The organism is Thermicanus aegyptius DSM 12793, from assembly GCF_000510645.1.
Taxonomy (GTDB): domain Bacteria; phylum Bacillota; class Bacilli; order Thermicanales; family Thermicanaceae; genus Thermicanus; species Thermicanus aegyptius.
In genome coordinates this window covers 1,940,713-1,959,128 of sequence record NZ_KI783301.1, presented here as the reverse complement: position 1 = coordinate 1,959,128, position 18,416 = coordinate 1,940,713, and the positions used below count along the sequence as shown (strand labels likewise).

Genomic DNA, 18,416 nt, shown 5'->3' with positions numbered 1-18,416 from the left:
AAAGAAAGATCGATCTCAATAGGGGTCGATCTTTTTTAACTATACTACGACTCACAACACTCCAGTCACAAACCCCAATTACTTACAGGAAATTTGCTTCTCTTGTATAATGGTCTTAATTTGATCATTGGGGGTTGTTATTCATGAGCCAGCCATATAATCGGGAAACCGAACTGAAAGAAGGCTTCAACCGATTCATCGCGGACAAAATAACCGGCAGTAACAACGATTACTATTCCAGGCTATCAGTTGAGGATTTCGAGGACATCAAGACCACTCTGAAAGACATACATAACATCCTTACTTACAAGACAACGATTCGCTTCCTTGACTGGCTTAGCGACGGATTCCCTTTCGTTAAGGAGAAATATCAGGTTTACTTGGATCAGGTGCTTAACACCAAGCCAAGCAATAATGGTTATGATCTAATGGTCATCGGAGATATAAAGATCGTAGCCGAGATCAAATGTAATAAACCGATTAATAACGGTTACGTATTTGGTTCCAACCAGAAAAGGGGTATCATTGATGATATTAAGGGGTTGCTTACAGGCAAAACCAAAATGAAGTCGCTTGATCCGACCGAAGCTTATAAATTTTTGGTGATCTATGACTTTGGCGACCATACTTTATCCGCCGCGCAGCACTTAATTAAGAATTTACCTGCAGACTTGAAAGACACGGTAACGATTTACGAGAAAGATCAGCCGCTGACGTTGGACAAGGTCTATATCGTATTTATAAAATAGCTCGTAAATACCTTTATGAGGTAACTCTTTTCGAAGGTAATTGAGTTGGTGATCACAATGCGTCCTCAAATTTACATTCTTTTGGGGGTATACCCACAAAGCTTTGAACGGAGCCTATTATATTTTTCTTCATAAATTAATATATTTAGTGATTAAAGTCCTTCTTTTATAAAGAGGTGGGAGTTTTATGCAGACAAACGATGCAGTCTTTGCGAAAGAGTTTAGAGATATGATGAATGGTCGTAGAAGTATGGCACATTCATTTAAGATTACGGATTTGCCATTACCTCGATTGGATACTATGATTAACGGCATTCCGAAGGGTCGTATGGCTCTCGTTAAAGGGGTAACGGAGATGTTTTTTGATCGTTTGAATGAGCAAGAAGTTCAGTTAGTGGGTCGAACGACTCTGAAGAAGCGTCAAGTTCTTTCGGATGGATCATTTCGTCGGGATAGTTCGGGTAATTATGTTTATGATCAAATTCCAGTTAGTCATGATTGTGTAGCGGTGGTCAGTAAGATTTCGATTGGTTTGAGAAGATTTGTGGATGGAAGGGAGCATAAGCCCTCCGAGGGGTTTAAGTACGTGGATTACGTTGATACCAGTTTTGGACGTAAGTACATCTATATTCTTCCGAGAAAATATGTTTACCGTCTAAACATGTGTGCCTTAATTTTAACTCCAAATAAGCGTAGAGTTTATTTTAAGGGTTGTAAGTTAGCCTTACAAAACGGGAACTACGTGTATCTTTATGTAATTCCCTACACGTATAGGGAAAACCTCGATGTTCGAGTCCTTGGGGTGAAGTCCTCTTATAATTTTGATAAAGAGGTCACAGCAATCTTGAATTATTGGGTGGAGCAAGGGGTTATTTTCCACCCGAGTTTAACGGCTCTCGAAAATCAAGTGAATGGTCAAACGAACCTTGGTATTATTGATCTAGAGGGAACCGTTATTTATGATGAATATCGTCGTTATGGGGTATCAATGGCGGAAGAGCGAGAGGAAGAGTTTATGGAGTAGCTCGCTAAAATCAGTACAACTTGATTCTGTTGGATTGGTTAGTAATTGAAGAGTAACCAAGGTTCTTCATGTCTTATCCCCCATATGGGGTCGACTTCGTATTTAGGGGTTGACCTTTTTACTTTTTGGAGCCGGATCGCCATCAGATTTACATAGGCATAGCAAAAATCAGGAGGCGATCTAATGCTTCAGCTTTCAACGGAAGATATGATTTTGTTGGTAAACAAGTGGGTATCTGACTTGGCTAGGGAGAACCATATTACGCCTGTTTTCAAAGGGTATCACAATGGTCAATACGGCAGCTACACGCAGAGTTCTGGATTCTACAAGAGCATTCGATTTCAAAAGGATGACCTTGATGTCTACATCGATTACGATGATGAAGATGAAGGTGGGCTGTTTAAAGTCACTATTCTAAATGATCTTGTTGGCGAGCAATTGAAGTGGGCTAATCCGACTTCCCTATCTAAATTGAAAGAGCTTCTTGGGATGATGAAGCAACCGCCTGCCGCGTTTATTAATTACATCAACGAGCAAGCATCTTGAGCATCTTTGGTAAACCGCTAATCCCAATTTAAAGCCGTTCCCTCCCTTCAGGGGTATCGAACGGCTTTTTCTATTCCCCTCCCCTATCCATCAATCATAAAACTCCTTGCAATTACTAAATATTTACGGTAAAGTACAAGCACAATTTGCAAAGGAGGGATGAAATTGCAAGGAAATGGTGTCTCACATGCCGGCAAGATTTTGGCTTTGGACAGCTTTAAGCCATTGCCTTGGTCACCATCTAAAGAAGCTCAAAATCAGGACGAATTACCTGCTTTAATAAGGCAGTCTCTCGAGGATAGTCGGGTTATTGAGCTTGATGCAAAATCCACCGATGATTTTTCGCTTTTGGAAGACCAGTTTTCGAAGATCATGAAGCAGCTGAAGGATAGCCTGACCGTTTCCCAATACGAGCAGTTGCAGATCTGGTGTAAAGTGAACCAAGACAACATGTCTCGAAGGTATGAAGGGATCTATCTGGCTGGAGCCAGGATCGGGATCAAGTTTGCCAAACAATGCGAAAGCATTAGTTAAAAGGAGGGTATTCTTCTTGAACTGTCACTATCGGAATGTATCTCAAAAGACCTTGACGGAGGACATTGGTTTACCTGCTTGTATTGGAACTGCACTTTTAAATGAGATGAGATTGATCGTTTTAGACAATCGGGATAAAGATGTACCTGAGGAAGATCAACATCGTGAGCAGCAGCTTATAGCAGATCTGAAAAAATCCTTGTTTGATGACCAGCTTGAACTGGTAACTGCCCTGCAGGAAGTGATGGACAGGAAGTCATTATTCGTTAAGGAGTTTATGTTTTTTAGCGGGGTCAAGCAAGGGATCAGCTTCTACAAAGCGTATCATTCTACTTAATTTTTCGATTTCCTGTTTGGATGGCTAAACGCAATATACGATTGCTCGGATAAGTGGTAAAATAATAAGTAGTTTTTTTAATTAAAGTTCCTCTCAAAGGTGGGATAATTTTGGCAAGATCAACAGTTCAGTGGACTACGTATAATTTACTCAAATTGAAAGATCGAATTAATTTTGATCTTCCGTTTCAGCGTCGATACGTTCGTCGAAAGGATCGCAGTTGGCAAAGCCTCTTAATGCACACGGTCTTGACCGATGGTTACATTCCGAACTTATTGGTTTGGAAAAACGGTGACGTTCTGGATAGCAATGCAAGTAAGCCCGATTACATCTATTATGTAGTTGATTGTCTCCAACGTTTGAACACTTTGTTTTTATTCGTTGATGACGGTTTTGCTTTGTCCGATGACACTCCGATGGTCGGAGACATATCCGTTTCAGGTTTGAAGTTTAGCGAGTTGCCTGAAGACCTCAAGCAAGCAGTGATGGGGTATAGCTTCTCCGTAACGATTTTCGATGAATCGTATTCCCTTGAGGAAGTAGAGGAGATTTTCTACCGCGTTAATCAAACCAAGCCGTTATCGGATATTGAACAGTCTCAAGTCCTACTTGGTGAGGATAACCGTTCAATTCTGAAACGCATCACGGAATCCGAGCTTTTCCAAAGAATCAATTTTACCAAAGCCGATATCGAGAGGTATGTTGATCGGAAAACGGTTGTCCAAGTTATCGCCCTTCTTTCTGGACGAGATATGTCTTTTTCCGGCAAGGATATGAAGTTGTATATGCGTGAGATTGGGAAGACGCCAATTGATCCAGTGATTGTTAGCGAGATTGAAAAAAGTGCTGAATACATGATTGAGGGCTTCCAAGATTGGACATTGCAAATGTTCAAAAGACTAAAGAAATCGGTTGTTCCCTCCCTCTTTGTTGCAGCACGAAAAGCGCAGGAAAAGAATTTATCAGCGGCAGAGTTCGGACAGTGGGCGCAAAAATTCCTGATTGATGAATACGACAAGGATTCTGAATTTGGTGAGACCTTAAGCAGAAAAACGGCTAACAAAGAAGTTATACAAAGACGAACGGATCTTATGGTTCAAGATTTAGAAGCCTTTGCCAATTCCTTAGCGCAAGGAAAATGATTTTTTGAGTCATACGACAGTATGGGAACGGTTTGACCATATTTGCTAAAGGGACATTGCGACTGGAGGTCAGCAATATCCCTTTTTTATTTGGAGTTACCCAGATGCAAGGCGATTGGTAAACCTCTGTTGAATCAAGAAGTGGTATTTTTTCGTTTGGATTTGCAAGCCCTTCTTGGGGGTAACTCGTTGAGCTTTGGTTTTGATTAATTCATTATCGTGGATACCCAGAAGCTCATAAGCCGTATCGACCATTTCTTTATCTTGCCCATAGAGATGAGTAGCTTTATAGATAATCCCACTTTGTGTAGCTACATGGTTCAAACCCTGAACCATGTATCCCGAATTGCATAAAGCAACGACTCATTTACTGTTTTTTAAAAGTTCCTGTTGGAATACAACTGCACGTTCTGCAATCTCTGGAGAATAAACGGCAATTTCACCGTCAGGTGTTTTCATATCCCGATGATCGACTAAGAAGTTCAATTCTTCTGTCTCAAACGCAGTGCAAACACCGATGATAACTGAAGATAGATAATCAACATCACGTTGATCTGAAAATAACCCTTTCACCTGAAATGCAAGTAGTTTCTTTTCGCTGTCAATATGATATTTAAATCTTTGTTTGAACCGTATATCAAAAATCCTTGGGTTGATATGTAGAGGTTGTCGAAAATCTTTCGTTGAAGAACAGATATTCGACTGATACACAGAGTGCTGACGCGATCTTCTCGATATTGACGATACTGATATTTCGTTCCCCGCGTTCCACCCCGCTGATGTATGTTCGATCCAGCCCCGCTCGATGAGCCAGCATTTCTTGTGACATTCCGCATCTGGCTCGAAGTTCCCTAACCCTTTGACCAAATTCTGTTCGAATGTCCACTTAAATATAACCTCCTACCTTACAAAAACATATCTATTTAATTTTATCGGAATAAGGAGTCAAAAATTGTACAATTTCAGTTGATAATGTGACTTAAAGTCAATAGACAAATGTATCGGTAATCATTAAAATACGGGTTGAGAATTTTGTCGTGAGAGTGTGGTTCAAAAGTCATGTATCCATTGGGGGGGGGGTGTAGTTTAGTTGTTTCAATAATAATTTGAAGTATTTTTGAAAATCAGGACTGTTGTTAACAATGGAGAAAAGGAGTCGATAAAAGATGAAGAGAATTTCTATTATTCTAGTTTTCACCTTGATGATTTCTTTATTCGCATCGGTATCTGCTTTTGCAGCAAGTGAGACCAAGATTGAAACTGAACAAGGTGGATATGTGACTTTATCTAATATTGTTAAAGAAGTTGAACTGATTAGAGAAGATCCTGAAGGAAGTGATAAGGCTTATATTTCTGATGGTGCAGTCACCTTAAAAATCGTAGGTGATGACCCGCATCCTACTATTAATTATTATGCAGATGCGGAAATAAAGGATGGTTTCTTCGTACCTGCAGGCGAAAGAAAATCTGTTGAGATAACCGGCAACAGTGTTACCTTAACTGAGCCAGGATATTATTCCGGATTTGTTTACTTTGGTGGTGACTTCTCTTTTTCCAGTACTGCAACCTTCGTTATTCAAGTAGTTGGAGGATCGGCAGATAAACCGGCTTCTTCATCTGAGAAAATCCCGGCGACTGCGACTGCAAAACCAACCAATTCCAAAGTGCTGGTCAATGGCAAGGAAATTTCCTTCCAAGCCTACAACATCAATGGTAACAACTACTTCAAACTTCGTGACCTTGCAATGGTTCTGAATGGAACCGAAAAAAGCTTTGAAGTGGGATGGGACGGGAAGAAGAATGCGATCTCTCTCGAATCGGGTAAAGCGTATACGGCAGTTGGAGGCGAGTTGGTAGTTACCGAAAAACCTGCAACGGCGGAAGCGAAACTTTCCACTTCGACCATTTATCTTGATGGTAAGGAAGTCAAACTGACAGCTTATCTGATCAACGGTAACAATTATTTCAAGTTGCGTGATGTAGCGGCGGTCATCAATTTTGGAGTAACGTGGGATGGAGTTACTAACACCGTTGGGATTGATTCCTCGTCTGGATATGTTGAAGAGTAATCAGGTGGTATTGAAGAGCCGCGAGGGTTTTTCCTTTGAGGATTTTCTTTTTGAGATGGTTGAGTCAGTAAAAGATTGATTAAAAAATCACAGTTATGAATAACCCTGCGGTAAAAAACTGGCACCGTCAGTAGGTATCGTCAAATTTTTCGGCATTAGTGTGCTTTGGTAGGAGTCCTTAACTCTTGGGGTTGTTTTCTTTATATCGCTTGGAAGCGTAACAACGCCGATTTCTGTTGCTCTTTGAAGTAGCAGTTCCGTTGAGGGTCATAAAGGTTATTAATGAAGCTCAAATAGGCACTTTGGATGATTTCAAAACTGCTAGATTATAGAAAAAAGGATTATTAGGATTAATAATCGAACAATATTTATTGCGATCAAACAAGTTTTAAATTGAATGAAATGCATTTAAGGTATACGAGGAGCGTGAAAAGATTGACCGAAATTGAAAAAAAGCCTATTAGTCTTGGGAAGTCAACCTCAATAAAGATCAAAAAAGATAAATACGGAAGATCACAAGGAAGATATTATGGTGAAACCGAAGCTAATAAAGTAATTACTGCATTCGGAACAGAGATTTATAATAATCTAACCGATGTCGAGCGGGAAAAGCTTGGTAATATGTCAGGCACCTTACATTTTGTTCGTTTATTAGGTTTGGCATCTAAAAAGAGTTACAGATCACTTAAAGGGTATAAGATTGATGGTGACAACAATGATCGTGATCAAGAGGTATCAACACCTGTTGGAATTGAGTTAATATCCGATGTGGACATAACTGTTCCAGTAATTAAAATGGAACTGGTAAAAGAATTAATGAGAAAGAAAAGATCAGATGAGCCCCCTACATATATTGATCCAAAGAGAGATGTTGGCAGTAGAGAAATAAAAGCCAACGAATACTTTAGTTTGTCCTTGTATGAGTTTCTATTTCTTATCATAAGGGACGAATATGCGGGGCTATTGAGACGTGATGATTACGATGATGACTGGGGAGTAAATATCACCTTCAAGTGGGTGAATTCAATTCAATTTTATTCCGATGGTACTTGGGAATTGAAGTCTAAAATTGACGAATCAGGAAATAAGAGTTTTGTTCTTCCCACACCATCGGTAAATTACTTTGCAAGAGGAACGGGCGGACCCAAAGCGAGTATGGTGGATATAGATCATAAAGGTGAAAATGGTTGGGTGATCAAACCTGAATATCAGCGATTTGAACCGTTATTAAAGCGTAAGACGAGATCAGATAAGGGCAGGAAACGGAAAGCCAGGGGAGTCAGTAATGCAGAGACGGATACTGTGAAGGTCATCAAGAAACAGAGTAGCTTAGCTCGTAAGAAAGTTTAGTGGTTTCACAACAACCGTAAAAGTGGTGTAGATCCTTGAGTGGGGTCTACACCACTTTTTTTTTGACATTTTTTCATCTTGGGTGAGTTGAATTATTTTTTTCGAGAATTTCAAGAGATGAAATATTAGTTATAAGTCGATCAGTTGCACCCGACAAAGGTGCATATGAGTCCGACCGGAAGATTGCTCTTGGACAATTGAATAAGGAATTTCAAATTAGGCAAGAAACGAGGTGGTTAACTACAGTTAAAAATGATGCGGATGACGACAAGAAGGTTCTAGGCGGTAATAAATACCAATAAGAAGGAAGGCGAACCATTTTGGTAACAAATTACGGTTAGACGGAAAGTCGGGCAGGGGAAGGTTGGACAACCGGTGTATGCATATATACCTGCCCGAAAAGATTCCATGCTAAATCTAGCATTTTCTGAGCACCGCCAATATGGTGGAAGTCCAAAAAACAGTTATGGGAGGTTATTTTAATGTTGAATATTCAAATCAAATCTAGTAGTGACTTCACAAGACCTGCGATTAACGAGACCATCGATTATAATTTGAAGAAAGAACCATTTTATATTTGGGTATTAGAGAATGTCGCTAAGTTGGATGAGAAATTGACTGAAGCGTTGGTTTCGAATCTGAAGCCATTTGGTGAGGCTGGTCAAAAATTTATGAACGATGTTGAATCGGCGTTAGGTTCGAACGAACATACCAAACATTTAGTTGATCTTGCACGCGATTTATGGAATAGCCCCAAGCTATCGCAACCAGCCACTTACGATAAACTTATAAAGTTAGGTTATACGGGTGAGGTATCGAATGGTGGATTTGATAGTCCGGTTAAATCTGTTTTAGATGGTATTAAACGGACAATGCTTAAAAACCGTGGGCTAACAACGAGAACAAGGGGGAAGCTTGAACTAAATCCCAATGTGTTCGCATCATATATGTTAAAGAGAATGACACTTGTACAGTTAGATAATGAACAGATATTTGCTTATCGTAAAGATGGGGTATTTGAGGAGATCAAGGAAGGTGTTCTGAAAAGCTTCTGCTACAATATCCTTCACGAAGCCAAACCTAATTCTTGGGAGGGCAGTTGGGAAGGAGAATATTTCAAAGCATTGAAAAGGCAGATTCCTTATGTCGAAACCATGAATCCGCGTAGGGATTACATTAATTTCAAGAACGGTATGCTTAACCTTTATACGATGGAGTTCACGGAACATAGCCCTAATTTTTTATCGACTATTCAAGTTCCTTACGAATACGATGTGAATGCTACTTGCCCCATTTTTGAAGCCTTTTTACACGACGTGTTTGAGGGTGATGAGGAACGTGTGAACTTGATTCAAGAAATTATGGGTTATTGCTTCTTACCTGAAATTAAGATTCAGATGGCGTTCTTCTTCTTTGGTGTTGGGTCGAATGGAAAGAGTGTTTTAGCCGAAGTGATTAGACAAATGCTTGGCACCCAGAACGTATCAAATGTCGCTTTAAATAATTTGAGTGGTAGTTTTGGTATGCAGAGTCTACTGAACAAGTTGGCAAACATCTCAACTGAAAACGAATTTGACCGTAAATTCGGGACTCAAAATTTTAAAGTTATAACAAGCGGTGATGCAGTGGAAGTGAATATCAAGTACCATGCTCCAGTAAATACGGTTCTGTTCGCTAAGTCAATAGTTTTATTGAATCAAATGATGGATTCGAATGATTTATCGAATGGTTATTTCCGTAGATTTCTAATCATTCCTTTCAATAAGATTTATAAAGAGTTGAAAGCCGGTCAAGAGCCAGAAGAAGGTGTAAGTTACATGGATAAGTCGCTGATAACTAAACTACTGCAAGAATTGCCGGGAATTGCGATGTTTGCTTTGCGTGGCTTGACCCGATTAATTAATAACTCAACTTTCGCACCCCGGAATTACGAATAAACGCTTGATATAACCGGGCAATTCGCTAATCCACTTCTGTAATTGACATAGCAGAGCGGTGCTTTCCTTCGGTTGATTCTTGAGCAACTCTTGAACAAAAGCCATTAACTGACGTAATGCCGTTTTTAAGTCTATATTCGTTACTTCATCAGCAAAAAGATAAAACATCCCTCCGAAGGATCGCTCATCTGTATTTTGCCTTCGTTCCCACTCAAGAACGAGATAACGGGAAAAAACAATGGTTGTATGGCTTATCATCAGGTCAAAAGAGCGGCCTTGGAATTCAGAACCTAATTTCAAATACGATTTTGCCATTTTAAAGAAAGTCTCAATGCTCCAGCGCATGCCATAAATCCTTACGATTTCAGCATTCTCTAGGGAGAGGTCTGTTGTCAAAATCGCGAGCCATTCTCTCCGGTTGTTCCGATTCTGGACGAAGACGATCTTAAGCGATAAGCCTTGAGGCGTCTTAACCATAACAGAGCCTTGAATCTCTGCTTTTGGATTTTTAGGAATCATCTCAAAAAGTTCATGCAAACCTACTTTCTTCCCTTTGAATATATACCGCTGTTTAAGCGCTTTAACCATTCCAATGACGTGAAGACCTTTGCTCATGATCTCCTGAAGAAGAGGTTCGTGGGTAAACCAACTGTCCATGAGTACGTAGTCCGCTGTAAATCCGGCTTTGAGTGCTCGGTCAAGCATTTGTATAGCCGCATCCGGTTTGTGCATCACGGCTTCTTTCCGCCGCTTATAGCCACTGGAGCGCTTGTCTAAGTCCTCACGCATTTCCATAAGGCGGTTTGAAGCTTTTGCAGAACTCATCAAGGTAAAATCGATCGGCGCAAAACTATACCCATCAGACCAGCCCAGCGTTAATAGGTTATATCCCCGAACGAAATGTCCCGAAACATGATCAAAGACTTTTGCCAACAGTTCTACCTTTTTGCTCCGTTCCCGGCGCAAGACAGAGTCATCGATGATAAAAACGCGGATGCGATGGGAGGAGATGAGTTTCTCAAAGCCAGATACAATCCTAAGACTTAAGGATTGCAAAAAGCGTCTCCAGTTAAAACGGGTTTCATTAAGGAATCGATAAACCACATCTTTTCCGGGGAGAGATTCCGTTCTCCCGCTTCCTAGTAACCGAAATAGATTGCGTCCTTGGAAGACCAGCAGAAAGATGATTTGAAAAACAGCAAAACTGGAAATGCCAGAGGCCTTGCGGATACCGGCCTTTCGCAAAAGTTCGCCCACTTTAAGATGTGAAAAAACAGAGGAAAGTTGCTGCTTATACTGTTCAGTACCGAAGAGTTTTTTGTAACAATTGATATGAATGATTTTCGATGTTTGGCCGTGATTTCAATTCATTCTTTCAATTTTATAAAAGTTGAAAGGTGCTAAGAGCCAGAAGAAGGGTAAGTTACTGGATAAGTCGCTGAAACTAAACTACTGCAAGATTGCCGGGAATTGCGTAGTTTGCTTTGCGTGGCTTGACCCGATTAATTAATAATAATTTTAATCTTACGGAGAGCAAGGCTTGTAGGCGGGCGTTGGAAGAATATGAGGGAAGGTTAAACCCGATAGCTGAATATTTTAACGAACAAGTGATTATCGATCCAACGATATACCCTACCCTTCGATCCAGCTTTAGAAAAGATTTTTGTAAATGGGCAGAAGCAAATGGCTTCGATAACATGAAATCGATTGGCGCAACAAGATTTTGGGATTTATTTAAGAAAGTTCTTAAGGATAATGGAATCACTGACCTTGAGGAAGTAAAGATTGACGGGAATTACCATGTAAAAGGGATCGGAATTCGTCCCTAGCTAGTTGTGCGATGGTGTGGTTGAGCCCATACCATCGCACCTACCAAGTCAAAGTTTTACACTGTTAATTGAGGTCATTGGAGGTGCCGATTCATGAATAGATCATGCCTGTTCGTTCTCAGTATATTCGTGATGAAGATGTTATGTTAGTTTAAGAGATTGAGATATTAAACGAGAGCCTACAAAGGTAAATAAATTTCTCAGGAGGTAAGTAGAAATGATTTATGAGTTGGAGAATTTCGAAGAGTTGCATGAAGGATTGAGTCCGGAGAATAAAAGAAGGGCAAAAGCGCATCTTGAAGCTTTAGTGGCATTTATTGAATTGTTTAAGAAAAATCCCAATGTGGATAAATCGACTTGTAGTAAGGAACTAGCAAAAGCTTTAATGAAGATAATCGGTATTAACGAAGATTTGATTAAGTGGTTTGATAATGGAAATATTCCGAAGAGTGTTGTAACAGATTGCAATATTATGGAAGTCCCCTTTTTGACAGAAGAAGATAAGGAGATTATTGCAGAGTTACGAAGTAAAGGTTATGAGGTTTATCAAGTTTTATTAAGTAAGGTGTACCACGAAACGGGAACTGATAGTAAACTTACTTATCTCTATGTTACAACTGATTTCACTGAGGAATGCGGATTTTATGAAGAAGAGACTGATGTTTCTCCAGTGTTGAATAATATGATTGAGGTTATAAATGATGCTCATGACTTTGGAGTAAATGGATATGAGGTTATAATTGACGAGAAAAGTATTGTTAAAAGCCAAAGATTTATTAAAGCGATTTGTATAGCATCCGATGGACTTCCAGTAAGAATCAATTAATTGTCCCATGAACCAAGCACTTATCCCTATCGAGATGAAGGATGATTGATAAGTGCTTTTTCTTTATCAGAACAAAAGGGTAATCTTAGTGAATGTCGAAGTATATTCGGTAGAAACGAAGCAGGAAGCAATAATATGAAATTAGACCTAATGAAGCTGTTTGAAGGCTGCGTTCGTAATTATCATACTTTCAACATGACCGTCCATCACGGTAAGCATTCTTTCACAATGACCGAGATGGAGTATTTTTCAAGGCTTGACTCCTTGTTGGGGTATCATCCCTTCAAGTTATGTTCGGGAGGTTTCAAAATAATGAAGAGAAGAGTATGCACTAATGATGCAGATTTTCAACGAGCGAATATATTCCAACGAAAATTAGAAGTTTGGGTCGCTGGAGAATTGAGTACTGTTGGCAAAATCGAATCGTTCACTGCTGATTCTGTAAAAATGATTGATGGTAGTTATTACTTGAGAATGAATTGTAAATTTTTCATGGTGTGAGTTATGAATGATTTGGATGCGCCGCGGCACTATCAATAGTTATTTTTAATTGAGATCAGATAATCTGATTTTCGGTCGGATATTGAAATCCGACTTTTTTCATTTGTGTAATTTGAAGGCTTTGTATATGAGGATTATGTTCATTTACAGGCACTTCGTAAAATTTCTACAGATAAATTTTTGAAAAGAATCGAGAAACCCTCCGAATTTGGAGTGTAAAGCAGAGCTTTTTTATATAGTATAACCAACCATTATCCTTGCTTTCAGGCAATTTTAATGTGTATCGGATTTTGAGTTGGAATCTATATGAAGGAGCTGATTTTTTATGGCGGACGATAATGGAAAAGTTGAACCGAGGGTAGTCAGAAGCAGGAAAATAATACCTTTTGTCACGAGAAGTCAAAGACTGGCTGAGGATATCATGAGAATTTTCGGGATAAAAGAGAGTATCATTGAATTCTTCAAAGAAGGTCGTGTTCTTAGGACGAACTACATTCATTACAATAAGATTTTTCAATCCGAACCAACTGAACAGGATTTTGAGGTAATTTCTGATTTGCTGGAACAAGGACAACTTGTGTATCACATCTTGCTTTCAATTGATATGGACGGAAAGGAAATCGACATTTCGAGTGAGTATCCTACATATGTTTTTGATAAGTTAATCTCGAAGAAATGTTATCTTTGCGTTCCGACAAATATTTATGAAGAAGCACTTTATGAAGAGGGATATGAAGGAAGTACTCGTCAAGAAACAATTCAAAATTATATTGATCAAACACTTTTTGAGGCTCAACAAGGCATCCTTAATGCATATGTAACGGATGACTCCCATGAAAAATATTCTTTCTGCAAAATTGAGGTAACTGTTATCAGAGATAATTTAGTGTTGGTGACTTGATGCTTTATCACTTTATTTGAATTATGTTGAAGCAGCCCGATCTTTCGTCCTTGTGACGAAGGGTTGGGCTATTTTTGTTTTGATGAACATTTGTTATCGATGTAAGTTAAAAAATCTGATGTAATTGTTCACCAATGCATATTTGTATTGCACTTGTGATCTTAATCCGTAAAAATTTGAGGTTTACCTATGATTGAAATTGTTTGAATGCCGGGGTATTACTAGCTACTTGGCTAATCTGATTTCTGACGATGGAGTTGGTAAATGCGGGAGGGGTATTTTCAGCTTTATGGGGGTCTGAAATTCTTCTTCTTACGGAGTTGGAACAAGAGATTTTTTACATAGACATGGGGTTATCGCTCCAAATATTGATGAGGAGTCGTGAATCACATGTCTAGTTCATTGTCTGTCGGAATCAGCCAATTGAAAGTTAAAGTGGATAGCGAAAATAAGTTGGTTTTCGTTTGGATGACTGAAAGTCAAAAGGATTCTGAGGAGTTTGTCAAATTGAAGCAAAATGCGAATTCGAAGAAGTTTAAGATCGTTACTTTTATCTCTGGAGATGAGGATGTGAGATTTGGTCTTGAAAAGCTAATTCTTGAAAATGCTCTCCAACAACACAGTGTTGAACCGACATGGTTAGTTAAGTTATAATAAGCACTACTTAATTTGGAATGAGGTGTATAGAACAATGGTTCAAAATATTGGAAGCAGGACTCTATATTTCGGTTATTCACGCATCAGCCGAGATGAAGATAGGTCGAACTATGCGACAATTATTGCGCAGAAGAAATTGATAAAAAATTACTTTGCAGAAGTGTTTAAGGACTCTTCTTCGAATATTGTAATGTTTGAAGATGATAACGTAAGTGGATATACCTTTGATAGACCTGATTTTAATCGTATGTTAAAGGAAATTAATATAGCTATTGAGAATGGGTATAAAGTTATTCTGGCAACCAAGGACTTATCTCGTATTGGTAGACATAATGCATTGACCTTGCTTTTTCTTGAAGACATGAAACGTCTAGGTGTCCGGTTAATATTGATTAGTGACAATTATGATTCAGAGAAAGACGATGATTCGATTCTTGGTATAAAAACGTGGTATAATGAAAGGTATGTTAAGGATATAAGTAAAAAGATCAAAGACAATATTAGGACAAAAATGAAAGATGGCGTATTTTTAGCTCCAGTCCCATATGGTTATAAGCGAGATCCAATGGATCGTAAGAAGATTATTATTGATGAAGAAACAGCTTGGGTTGTTAGAAAAATTTTTGATATGTATTTGCAAGGGTATGGTTATAGGAAGATATGTATTTACCTGACTGAAAATGAGATTCCAACTCCTTCAATGATAATACAGCGTGAGAAGATTGAAGCGGGTAAAGTATATAAGAAGAGTGTTACAAATGTTTGGGTTCAAAGAATGGTTCAACGAATCATCAGAAATGATTTTTATATCGGAACACTTAGACAAGGAAAGTTCCTACTTAGTGAGATTAATGGTAGAGCGTCAAAAGTTGATCCAGCTAAGCAATATGTCTTTGAAAACAATCATGAAGCGATTATAAGTAAAGAAGATTTTGAGTTAGCTCAAACAATAGCCAATAAGCGTTTAGATGGAAACTATAGAGGTACTGGTCATAAACATATAAATCTTTTCTCGGGGTTTCTGAAATGCGCTGATTGTGGTCATGGTATGGTTGCTCTTAACAAGGAGGGCAAACATAAGTCCTACATCTGTGGGACTTATAGGAGAGTCGGTAAAATTGCTTGTTCAACGCACTACATCTTAGATCGTACTCTTGTGCTTGCAATTAAAGCCCATCTTACTGTGCTTCGAGAAAAGTTATCAAGTGCAATCGCGGCGTTTGATGCTAAATTGAAAGATCGTGTTGAACGAGAAGATAATTTTGAGGTATCCTTAAAGAGGTTAAATAAAGAACTTCAGCAACTTTCAGATGAACTCAAAGTTACATTGTCGCAAAAAATTAAGGACATTGCCAAAAATCCTGACATGGAGGATATGATCTCTGAAACCTACGCTGAGCTAGAAGCAGAAAAACGCCAACATATTAGTACTGTTTCAAAGCAGATTGAGGAATTGACCGCTGTTAGAGAGAAGTCGAGTATGTTCAAGGAAGGCGCAAGAACGGCACTTCAAGTATTTGATGATATCATAGCAAAGGATACACTAAATCGTAAAGACCTTGAGATCCTTATTGACAAAATAATCGTTAGTAAAGATGGGGAACCTACAATATACTTGAAAGCCAATATTGAGCAATTACTTCATTACGATGGAGGTGATGATCCAGATGGTTCCGGTGGTGGGGACAACAAAGCCACCGTTACCTACAAGGCAGGGGCTGTGACGAAATCATTCGTATCAATTGTAGCTATGGAGAATAAAGCGGGACATTCTGCTTTGGTAATGTCAATAAATGGTGGTTTTCACCCCTTAAAAGAACCATTTAGCACTACAAAGCAGGATCCTATGCCATTCAAGGGTTGGGAGCGACGCTGATTGAATGGATCCATGGCGACTATTATACCGTCGTAGGACTCCCCCTCCCACTGTTTGCCCGGATGCTGCGGGAATTTGGAATCGATGTGCTGAAAAGAGATCGTGTGAAGTGAGATTCGAGGCGAGAGGAGAAATCGGCCGGATAACCGAGAGAAAAGAAAATAAAACAAAGAATGTAAGAACGAGCGATCGCTTTAAAAGGGATGAGGTAGAGGGGAGAGGTACGATGGATGAAGAGTACCGTCTGATGATTCGGGATGTTCCGGAGGAGGAACGTCCCAGGGAGAGAATGAAGCGTTTTGGGGCCGAAAGCCTCTCTAATGCAGAATTATTGGCCATTCTTCTTCGCACCGGCGTGAAGGGACAATCGGTCATGCACCTCTCCGATCAGGTGCTCAATCGTGCCGGTTCCCTACGGGCGCTTTTGGAGATGGATTTGGAAGAACTGAAAAGCATCAAAGGGGTGGGAGAGGCGAAGGCGATCCAAATCAAGGCGGGGCTGGAATTGGGACGCCGCCTTTCCCGGGGAAACCTCCTGGAGAAAGTCCGGATCCACAGCCCCCAAGATGCGGCGGAATATATGATGGATAGCCTTCGTTACCTTCACCAAGAGCACTTTGTCGCTCTCTTTCTCAATACGAAGAACCAAGTGATCGGGCAGGAGACCCTCTTTGTGGGAACCTTAAACTCTTCGTTGGTTCATCCTCGGGAAATCTTCCGGGAAGCGATCCGGAAAAGCGCCGCCAGCCTCATCCTTCTCCATAATCATCCCAGTGGGGATCCCACGCCAAGCCGGGAAGATCTCGAGGTGACAAAGCGTATGGTGGAAAGCGGCAAGCTCCTCGGCATTGAGGTCTTGGACCACCTGGTGATCGGTGACGGGACCTTCATCAGCTTTAAGGAACGAGGCCTGATCTAACCCCAAACCCTCTCTTTCATTCGGGGCTATGAGGAATCCATAGGACTCCAATGAAAATCCATGAAATATACGATAATTTCCTGTAATTGATTCGATACATCTTCATTAATCCGTGGTACAATAGAAAAGTTGTATCACATCAATCTATGCGGCGAATGACCGGAAAGGGGTTATCATAGATGTTTTTTAGCATGACGCGGGATATGGGAATCGACCTGGGAACCGCAAATACCCTGGTTTACGTAAAGGGAAAAGGGATCGTTGTGCGGGAGCCCTCCGTCGTAGCGGTAAACACCAAAACCGGAACGGTAGAGGCGGTGGGAATCGAAGCGAAGAACATGATCGGACGCACCCCTGGAAATATCGTGGCGAAACGTCCTATGCGGGACGGGGTGATCGCCGACTTTGAAACGACCGAGACGATGCTCCGCTATTTCATCCAGAAGGCCCAAAAGACAAAGGGCATCATCCACCGTCGTCCCAACGTGATGGTAGGCATTCCTTCAGGAATAACGGCGGTGGAAAAGAGGGCGGTCGAAGATGCCACCCGCCAGGCAGGGGCCAAAGAGGCGATGACCATCGAAGAGCCCTTTGCCGCCGCCATCGGGGCCGATCTGCCGGTTTGGGAGCCGACCGGAAGCATGGTGGTGGATATTGGCGGAGGGACCTCAGAAGTGGCAATTATTTCTCTGGGAGGGATCGTGACGAGCCGATCCATTCGTGTTGCCGGAGACGAACTGGATGATGCCATCATTCAATATATAAAACGAAATTATAACCTCCTCATCGGAGAGCGGACCGCTGAAATCCTGAAGATGGAGATCGGCTCGGCCATCGCTCCTGAAAAAGAAGAGACGATGCAGGTCAGGGGACGGGATCTGGTCTCCGGACTTCCTAAAACCTTGGAAATCACCTCCACCGAAATCGCCAAAGCCCTCTCCGATACGGTGATCACCATCGTCGACGCAGTAAAAGTGACCTTGGAAAAGAGCCCTCCTGAATTAGCCGCCGACATCATGGATCGGGGAATCGTTCTTACGGGGGGAGGAGCGCTCCTCCGAAATCTGGACCGGCTCTTAAGCAACGAGACAGGGATGCCCGTCTTCGTGGCGGAAAACGCTTTGGACTGCGTGGCCATCGGTACAGGCCGTGCCTTGGAGCATATTCATTTGTTTAAGAAAAACAACGATAAACGAGTGGGGAGAATGTAGAAACCGCC

General features: G+C 40.6%; 20 protein-coding genes and 1 pseudogene. 18 read left to right on the top strand and 3 right to left on the bottom strand.

Translation table 11 applies throughout. The annotated features are described in order from the left end of the window. The first annotated feature begins 143 nt into the window (after nt 1–143). The 6 genes from THEAE_RS0110400 to THEAE_RS0110375 all read left to right on the top strand — a co-directional run bounded on the left by THEAE_RS0110400 (nt 144) and on the right by THEAE_RS0110375 (nt 4,332). Nucleotides 144–749: a hypothetical protein gene (locus THEAE_RS0110400; protein ID WP_028987419.1), complete on the top strand. Its 606-nt coding sequence runs from the start codon at nt 144–146 to the stop codon at nt 747–749. A gap of 187 nt (nt 750–936) precedes the next feature. Further along, nucleotides 937–1,773 (top strand): hypothetical protein, encoded by an 837-nt coding sequence (locus THEAE_RS0110395; RefSeq protein ID WP_028987418.1) that lies wholly within the window; start codon nt 937–939, stop codon nt 1,771–1,773. 183 nt (nt 1,774–1,956) lie between these two features. Further along, entirely contained in the window at nt 1,957–2,319 is a 363-nt protein-coding gene (locus THEAE_RS0110390; RefSeq protein WP_028987417.1) for a hypothetical protein, read from the top strand. Nucleotides 2,320–2,484: 165 nt separating this feature from the next. Then, on the top strand, nt 2,485–2,853 hold the full coding sequence (locus THEAE_RS0110385; protein WP_028987416.1) for a hypothetical protein: 369 nt from the start codon (nt 2,485–2,487) through the stop codon (nt 2,851–2,853). A gap of 16 nt (nt 2,854–2,869) precedes the next feature. Then, complete coding sequence (locus THEAE_RS0110380) at nt 2,870–3,190, top strand: hypothetical protein (RefSeq protein WP_028987415.1); 321 nt, start codon at nt 2,870–2,872, stop codon at nt 3,188–3,190. A gap of 110 nt (nt 3,191–3,300) precedes the next feature. Beyond that, on the top strand, nt 3,301–4,332 hold the full coding sequence (locus tag THEAE_RS0110375) for a DUF262 domain-containing protein (protein ID WP_028987414.1): 1,032 nt from the start codon (nt 3,301–3,303) through the stop codon (nt 4,330–4,332). A gap of 363 nt (nt 4,333–4,695) precedes the next feature. Here the strand turns inward: THEAE_RS0110375 and THEAE_RS23005 are convergent, their stop codons facing one another. Together THEAE_RS23005 and THEAE_RS22615 are read right to left on the bottom strand one after the other, a co-directional pair. Then, nucleotides 4,696–4,905, bottom strand: a complete 210-nt coding sequence (locus THEAE_RS23005; RefSeq protein ID WP_156920598.1) for a hypothetical protein — start codon at nt 4,903–4,905, stop codon at nt 4,696–4,698. A 64-nt stretch (nt 4,906–4,969) separates the two neighbouring features. Further along, nucleotides 4,970–5,218 (bottom strand): helix-turn-helix domain-containing protein, encoded by a 249-nt coding sequence (locus THEAE_RS22615; RefSeq protein ID WP_039944426.1) that lies wholly within the window; start codon nt 5,216–5,218, stop codon nt 4,970–4,972. Nucleotides 5,219–5,498: 280 nt separating this feature from the next. On the opposite strand from THEAE_RS22615, the gene THEAE_RS22045 reads away from it, so the two are divergent. From THEAE_RS22045 to THEAE_RS20665, 3 genes are all read left to right on the top strand, one after another. Beyond that, nucleotides 5,499–6,401, top strand: coding sequence for a stalk domain-containing protein (locus THEAE_RS22045; protein ID WP_028987411.1), 903 nt, complete (start codon nt 5,499–5,501; stop codon nt 6,399–6,401). Between the two features lie 435 nt (nt 6,402–6,836). After that, nucleotides 6,837–7,751: a hypothetical protein gene (locus THEAE_RS0110355; RefSeq protein WP_028987410.1), complete on the top strand. Its 915-nt coding sequence runs from the start codon at nt 6,837–6,839 to the stop codon at nt 7,749–7,751. Nucleotides 7,752–8,233: 482 nt separating this feature from the next. Beyond that, nucleotides 8,234–9,688 carry a DNA primase family protein gene (locus tag THEAE_RS20665; protein WP_028987409.1) on the top strand — a complete coding sequence of 485 codons (1,455 nt, stop codon included), beginning with the start codon at nt 8,234–8,236 and terminating at the stop codon, nt 9,686–9,688. On the opposite strand, the gene THEAE_RS0110345 is transcribed toward THEAE_RS20665, so the two are convergent. Next, on the bottom strand, nt 9,659–11,020 hold the full coding sequence (locus THEAE_RS0110345) for an IS4 family transposase (RefSeq protein ID WP_028987408.1): 1,362 nt from the start codon (nt 11,018–11,020) through the stop codon (nt 9,659–9,661). The two genes, THEAE_RS20665 and THEAE_RS0110345, sit on opposite strands and share 30 nt — an antisense overlap. A gap of 221 nt (nt 11,021–11,241) precedes the next feature. On the opposite strand from THEAE_RS0110345, the gene THEAE_RS0110340 reads away from it, so the two are divergent. The 9 genes and pseudogenes from THEAE_RS0110340 to THEAE_RS0110300 all read left to right on the top strand — a co-directional run bounded on the left by THEAE_RS0110340 (nt 11,242) and on the right by THEAE_RS0110300 (nt 18,408). After that, on the top strand, nt 11,242–11,517 hold the full coding sequence (locus THEAE_RS0110340) for a hypothetical protein (protein ID WP_028987407.1): 276 nt from the start codon (nt 11,242–11,244) through the stop codon (nt 11,515–11,517). 217 nt (nt 11,518–11,734) lie between these two features. Next, nucleotides 11,735–12,343: a hypothetical protein gene (locus tag THEAE_RS0110335; protein ID WP_028987406.1), complete on the top strand. Its 609-nt coding sequence runs from the start codon at nt 11,735–11,737 to the stop codon at nt 12,341–12,343. Between the two features lie 312 nt (nt 12,344–12,655). After that, nucleotides 12,656–12,844: a hypothetical protein gene (locus THEAE_RS23410; protein ID WP_211233499.1), complete on the top strand. Its 189-nt coding sequence runs from the start codon at nt 12,656–12,658 to the stop codon at nt 12,842–12,844. A gap of 325 nt (nt 12,845–13,169) precedes the next feature. Beyond that, a complete protein-coding gene (locus THEAE_RS0110325; RefSeq protein WP_028987404.1) occupies nt 13,170–13,745 on the top strand; it encodes a hypothetical protein in 576 nt (191 codons plus the stop codon). Between the two features lie 390 nt (nt 13,746–14,135). Next, nucleotides 14,136–14,399, top strand: coding sequence for a hypothetical protein (locus THEAE_RS0110320; protein WP_028987403.1), 264 nt, complete (start codon nt 14,136–14,138; stop codon nt 14,397–14,399). Nucleotides 14,400–14,436: 37 nt separating this feature from the next. Then, nucleotides 14,437–16,278: a recombinase family protein gene (locus THEAE_RS20660; RefSeq protein ID WP_052329917.1), complete on the top strand. Its 1,842-nt coding sequence runs from the start codon at nt 14,437–14,439 to the stop codon at nt 16,276–16,278. Further along, a pseudogene (locus THEAE_RS22610) lies at nt 16,236–16,391 on the top strand (Maf family protein); the annotation flags it as partial. The gene THEAE_RS20660 and the pseudogene THEAE_RS22610, both read left to right, overlap by 43 nt. Nucleotides 16,392–16,504: 113 nt before the next feature. Further along, complete coding sequence (radC, locus tag THEAE_RS0110305) at nt 16,505–17,197, top strand: RadC family protein (protein WP_028987402.1); 693 nt, start codon at nt 16,505–16,507, stop codon at nt 17,195–17,197. Between the two features lie 179 nt (nt 17,198–17,376). After that, the gene (locus THEAE_RS0110300) at nt 17,377–18,408 is read left to right on the top strand and encodes a rod shape-determining protein (protein WP_028987401.1); all 1,032 of its coding nucleotides are present in this window, start codon (nt 17,377–17,379) and stop codon (nt 18,406–18,408) included. Nucleotides 18,409–18,416 lie beyond the last annotated feature (8 nt).

What these genes read in the sequence shown, in the direction of transcription:
- THEAE_RS0110400 (WP_028987419.1), top strand. Translation starts at nt 144, where the DNA reads ATGAGCCAGCCATATAATCGGGAAACCGAACTGAAAGAAGGCTTCAAC.
- THEAE_RS0110395 (WP_028987418.1), top strand. Translation starts at nt 937, where the DNA reads ATGCAGACAAACGATGCAGTCTTTGCGAAAGAGTTTAGAGATATGATG.
- THEAE_RS0110390 (WP_028987417.1), top strand. Translation starts at nt 1,957, where the DNA reads ATGCTTCAGCTTTCAACGGAAGATATGATTTTGTTGGTAAACAAGTGG.
- THEAE_RS22045 (WP_028987411.1), top strand. Translation starts at nt 5,499, where the DNA reads ATGAAGAGAATTTCTATTATTCTAGTTTTCACCTTGATGATTTCTTTA.
- THEAE_RS20665 (WP_028987409.1), top strand. Translation starts at nt 8,234, where the DNA reads ATGTTGAATATTCAAATCAAATCTAGTAGTGACTTCACAAGACCTGCG.
- THEAE_RS0110335 (WP_028987406.1), top strand. Translation starts at nt 11,735, where the DNA reads ATGATTTATGAGTTGGAGAATTTCGAAGAGTTGCATGAAGGATTGAGT.
- THEAE_RS23410 (WP_211233499.1), top strand. Translation starts at nt 12,656, where the DNA reads ATGAAGAGAAGAGTATGCACTAATGATGCAGATTTTCAACGAGCGAAT.
- THEAE_RS0110325 (WP_028987404.1), top strand. Translation starts at nt 13,170, where the DNA reads ATGGCGGACGATAATGGAAAAGTTGAACCGAGGGTAGTCAGAAGCAGG.
- THEAE_RS0110320 (WP_028987403.1), top strand. Translation starts at nt 14,136, where the DNA reads ATGTCTAGTTCATTGTCTGTCGGAATCAGCCAATTGAAAGTTAAAGTG.
- THEAE_RS20660 (WP_052329917.1), top strand. Translation starts at nt 14,437, where the DNA reads ATGGTTCAAAATATTGGAAGCAGGACTCTATATTTCGGTTATTCACGC.
- radC (WP_028987402.1), top strand. Translation starts at nt 16,505, where the DNA reads ATGGATGAAGAGTACCGTCTGATGATTCGGGATGTTCCGGAGGAGGAA.
- THEAE_RS0110300 (WP_028987401.1), top strand. Translation starts at nt 17,377, where the DNA reads ATGTTTTTTAGCATGACGCGGGATATGGGAATCGACCTGGGAACCGCA.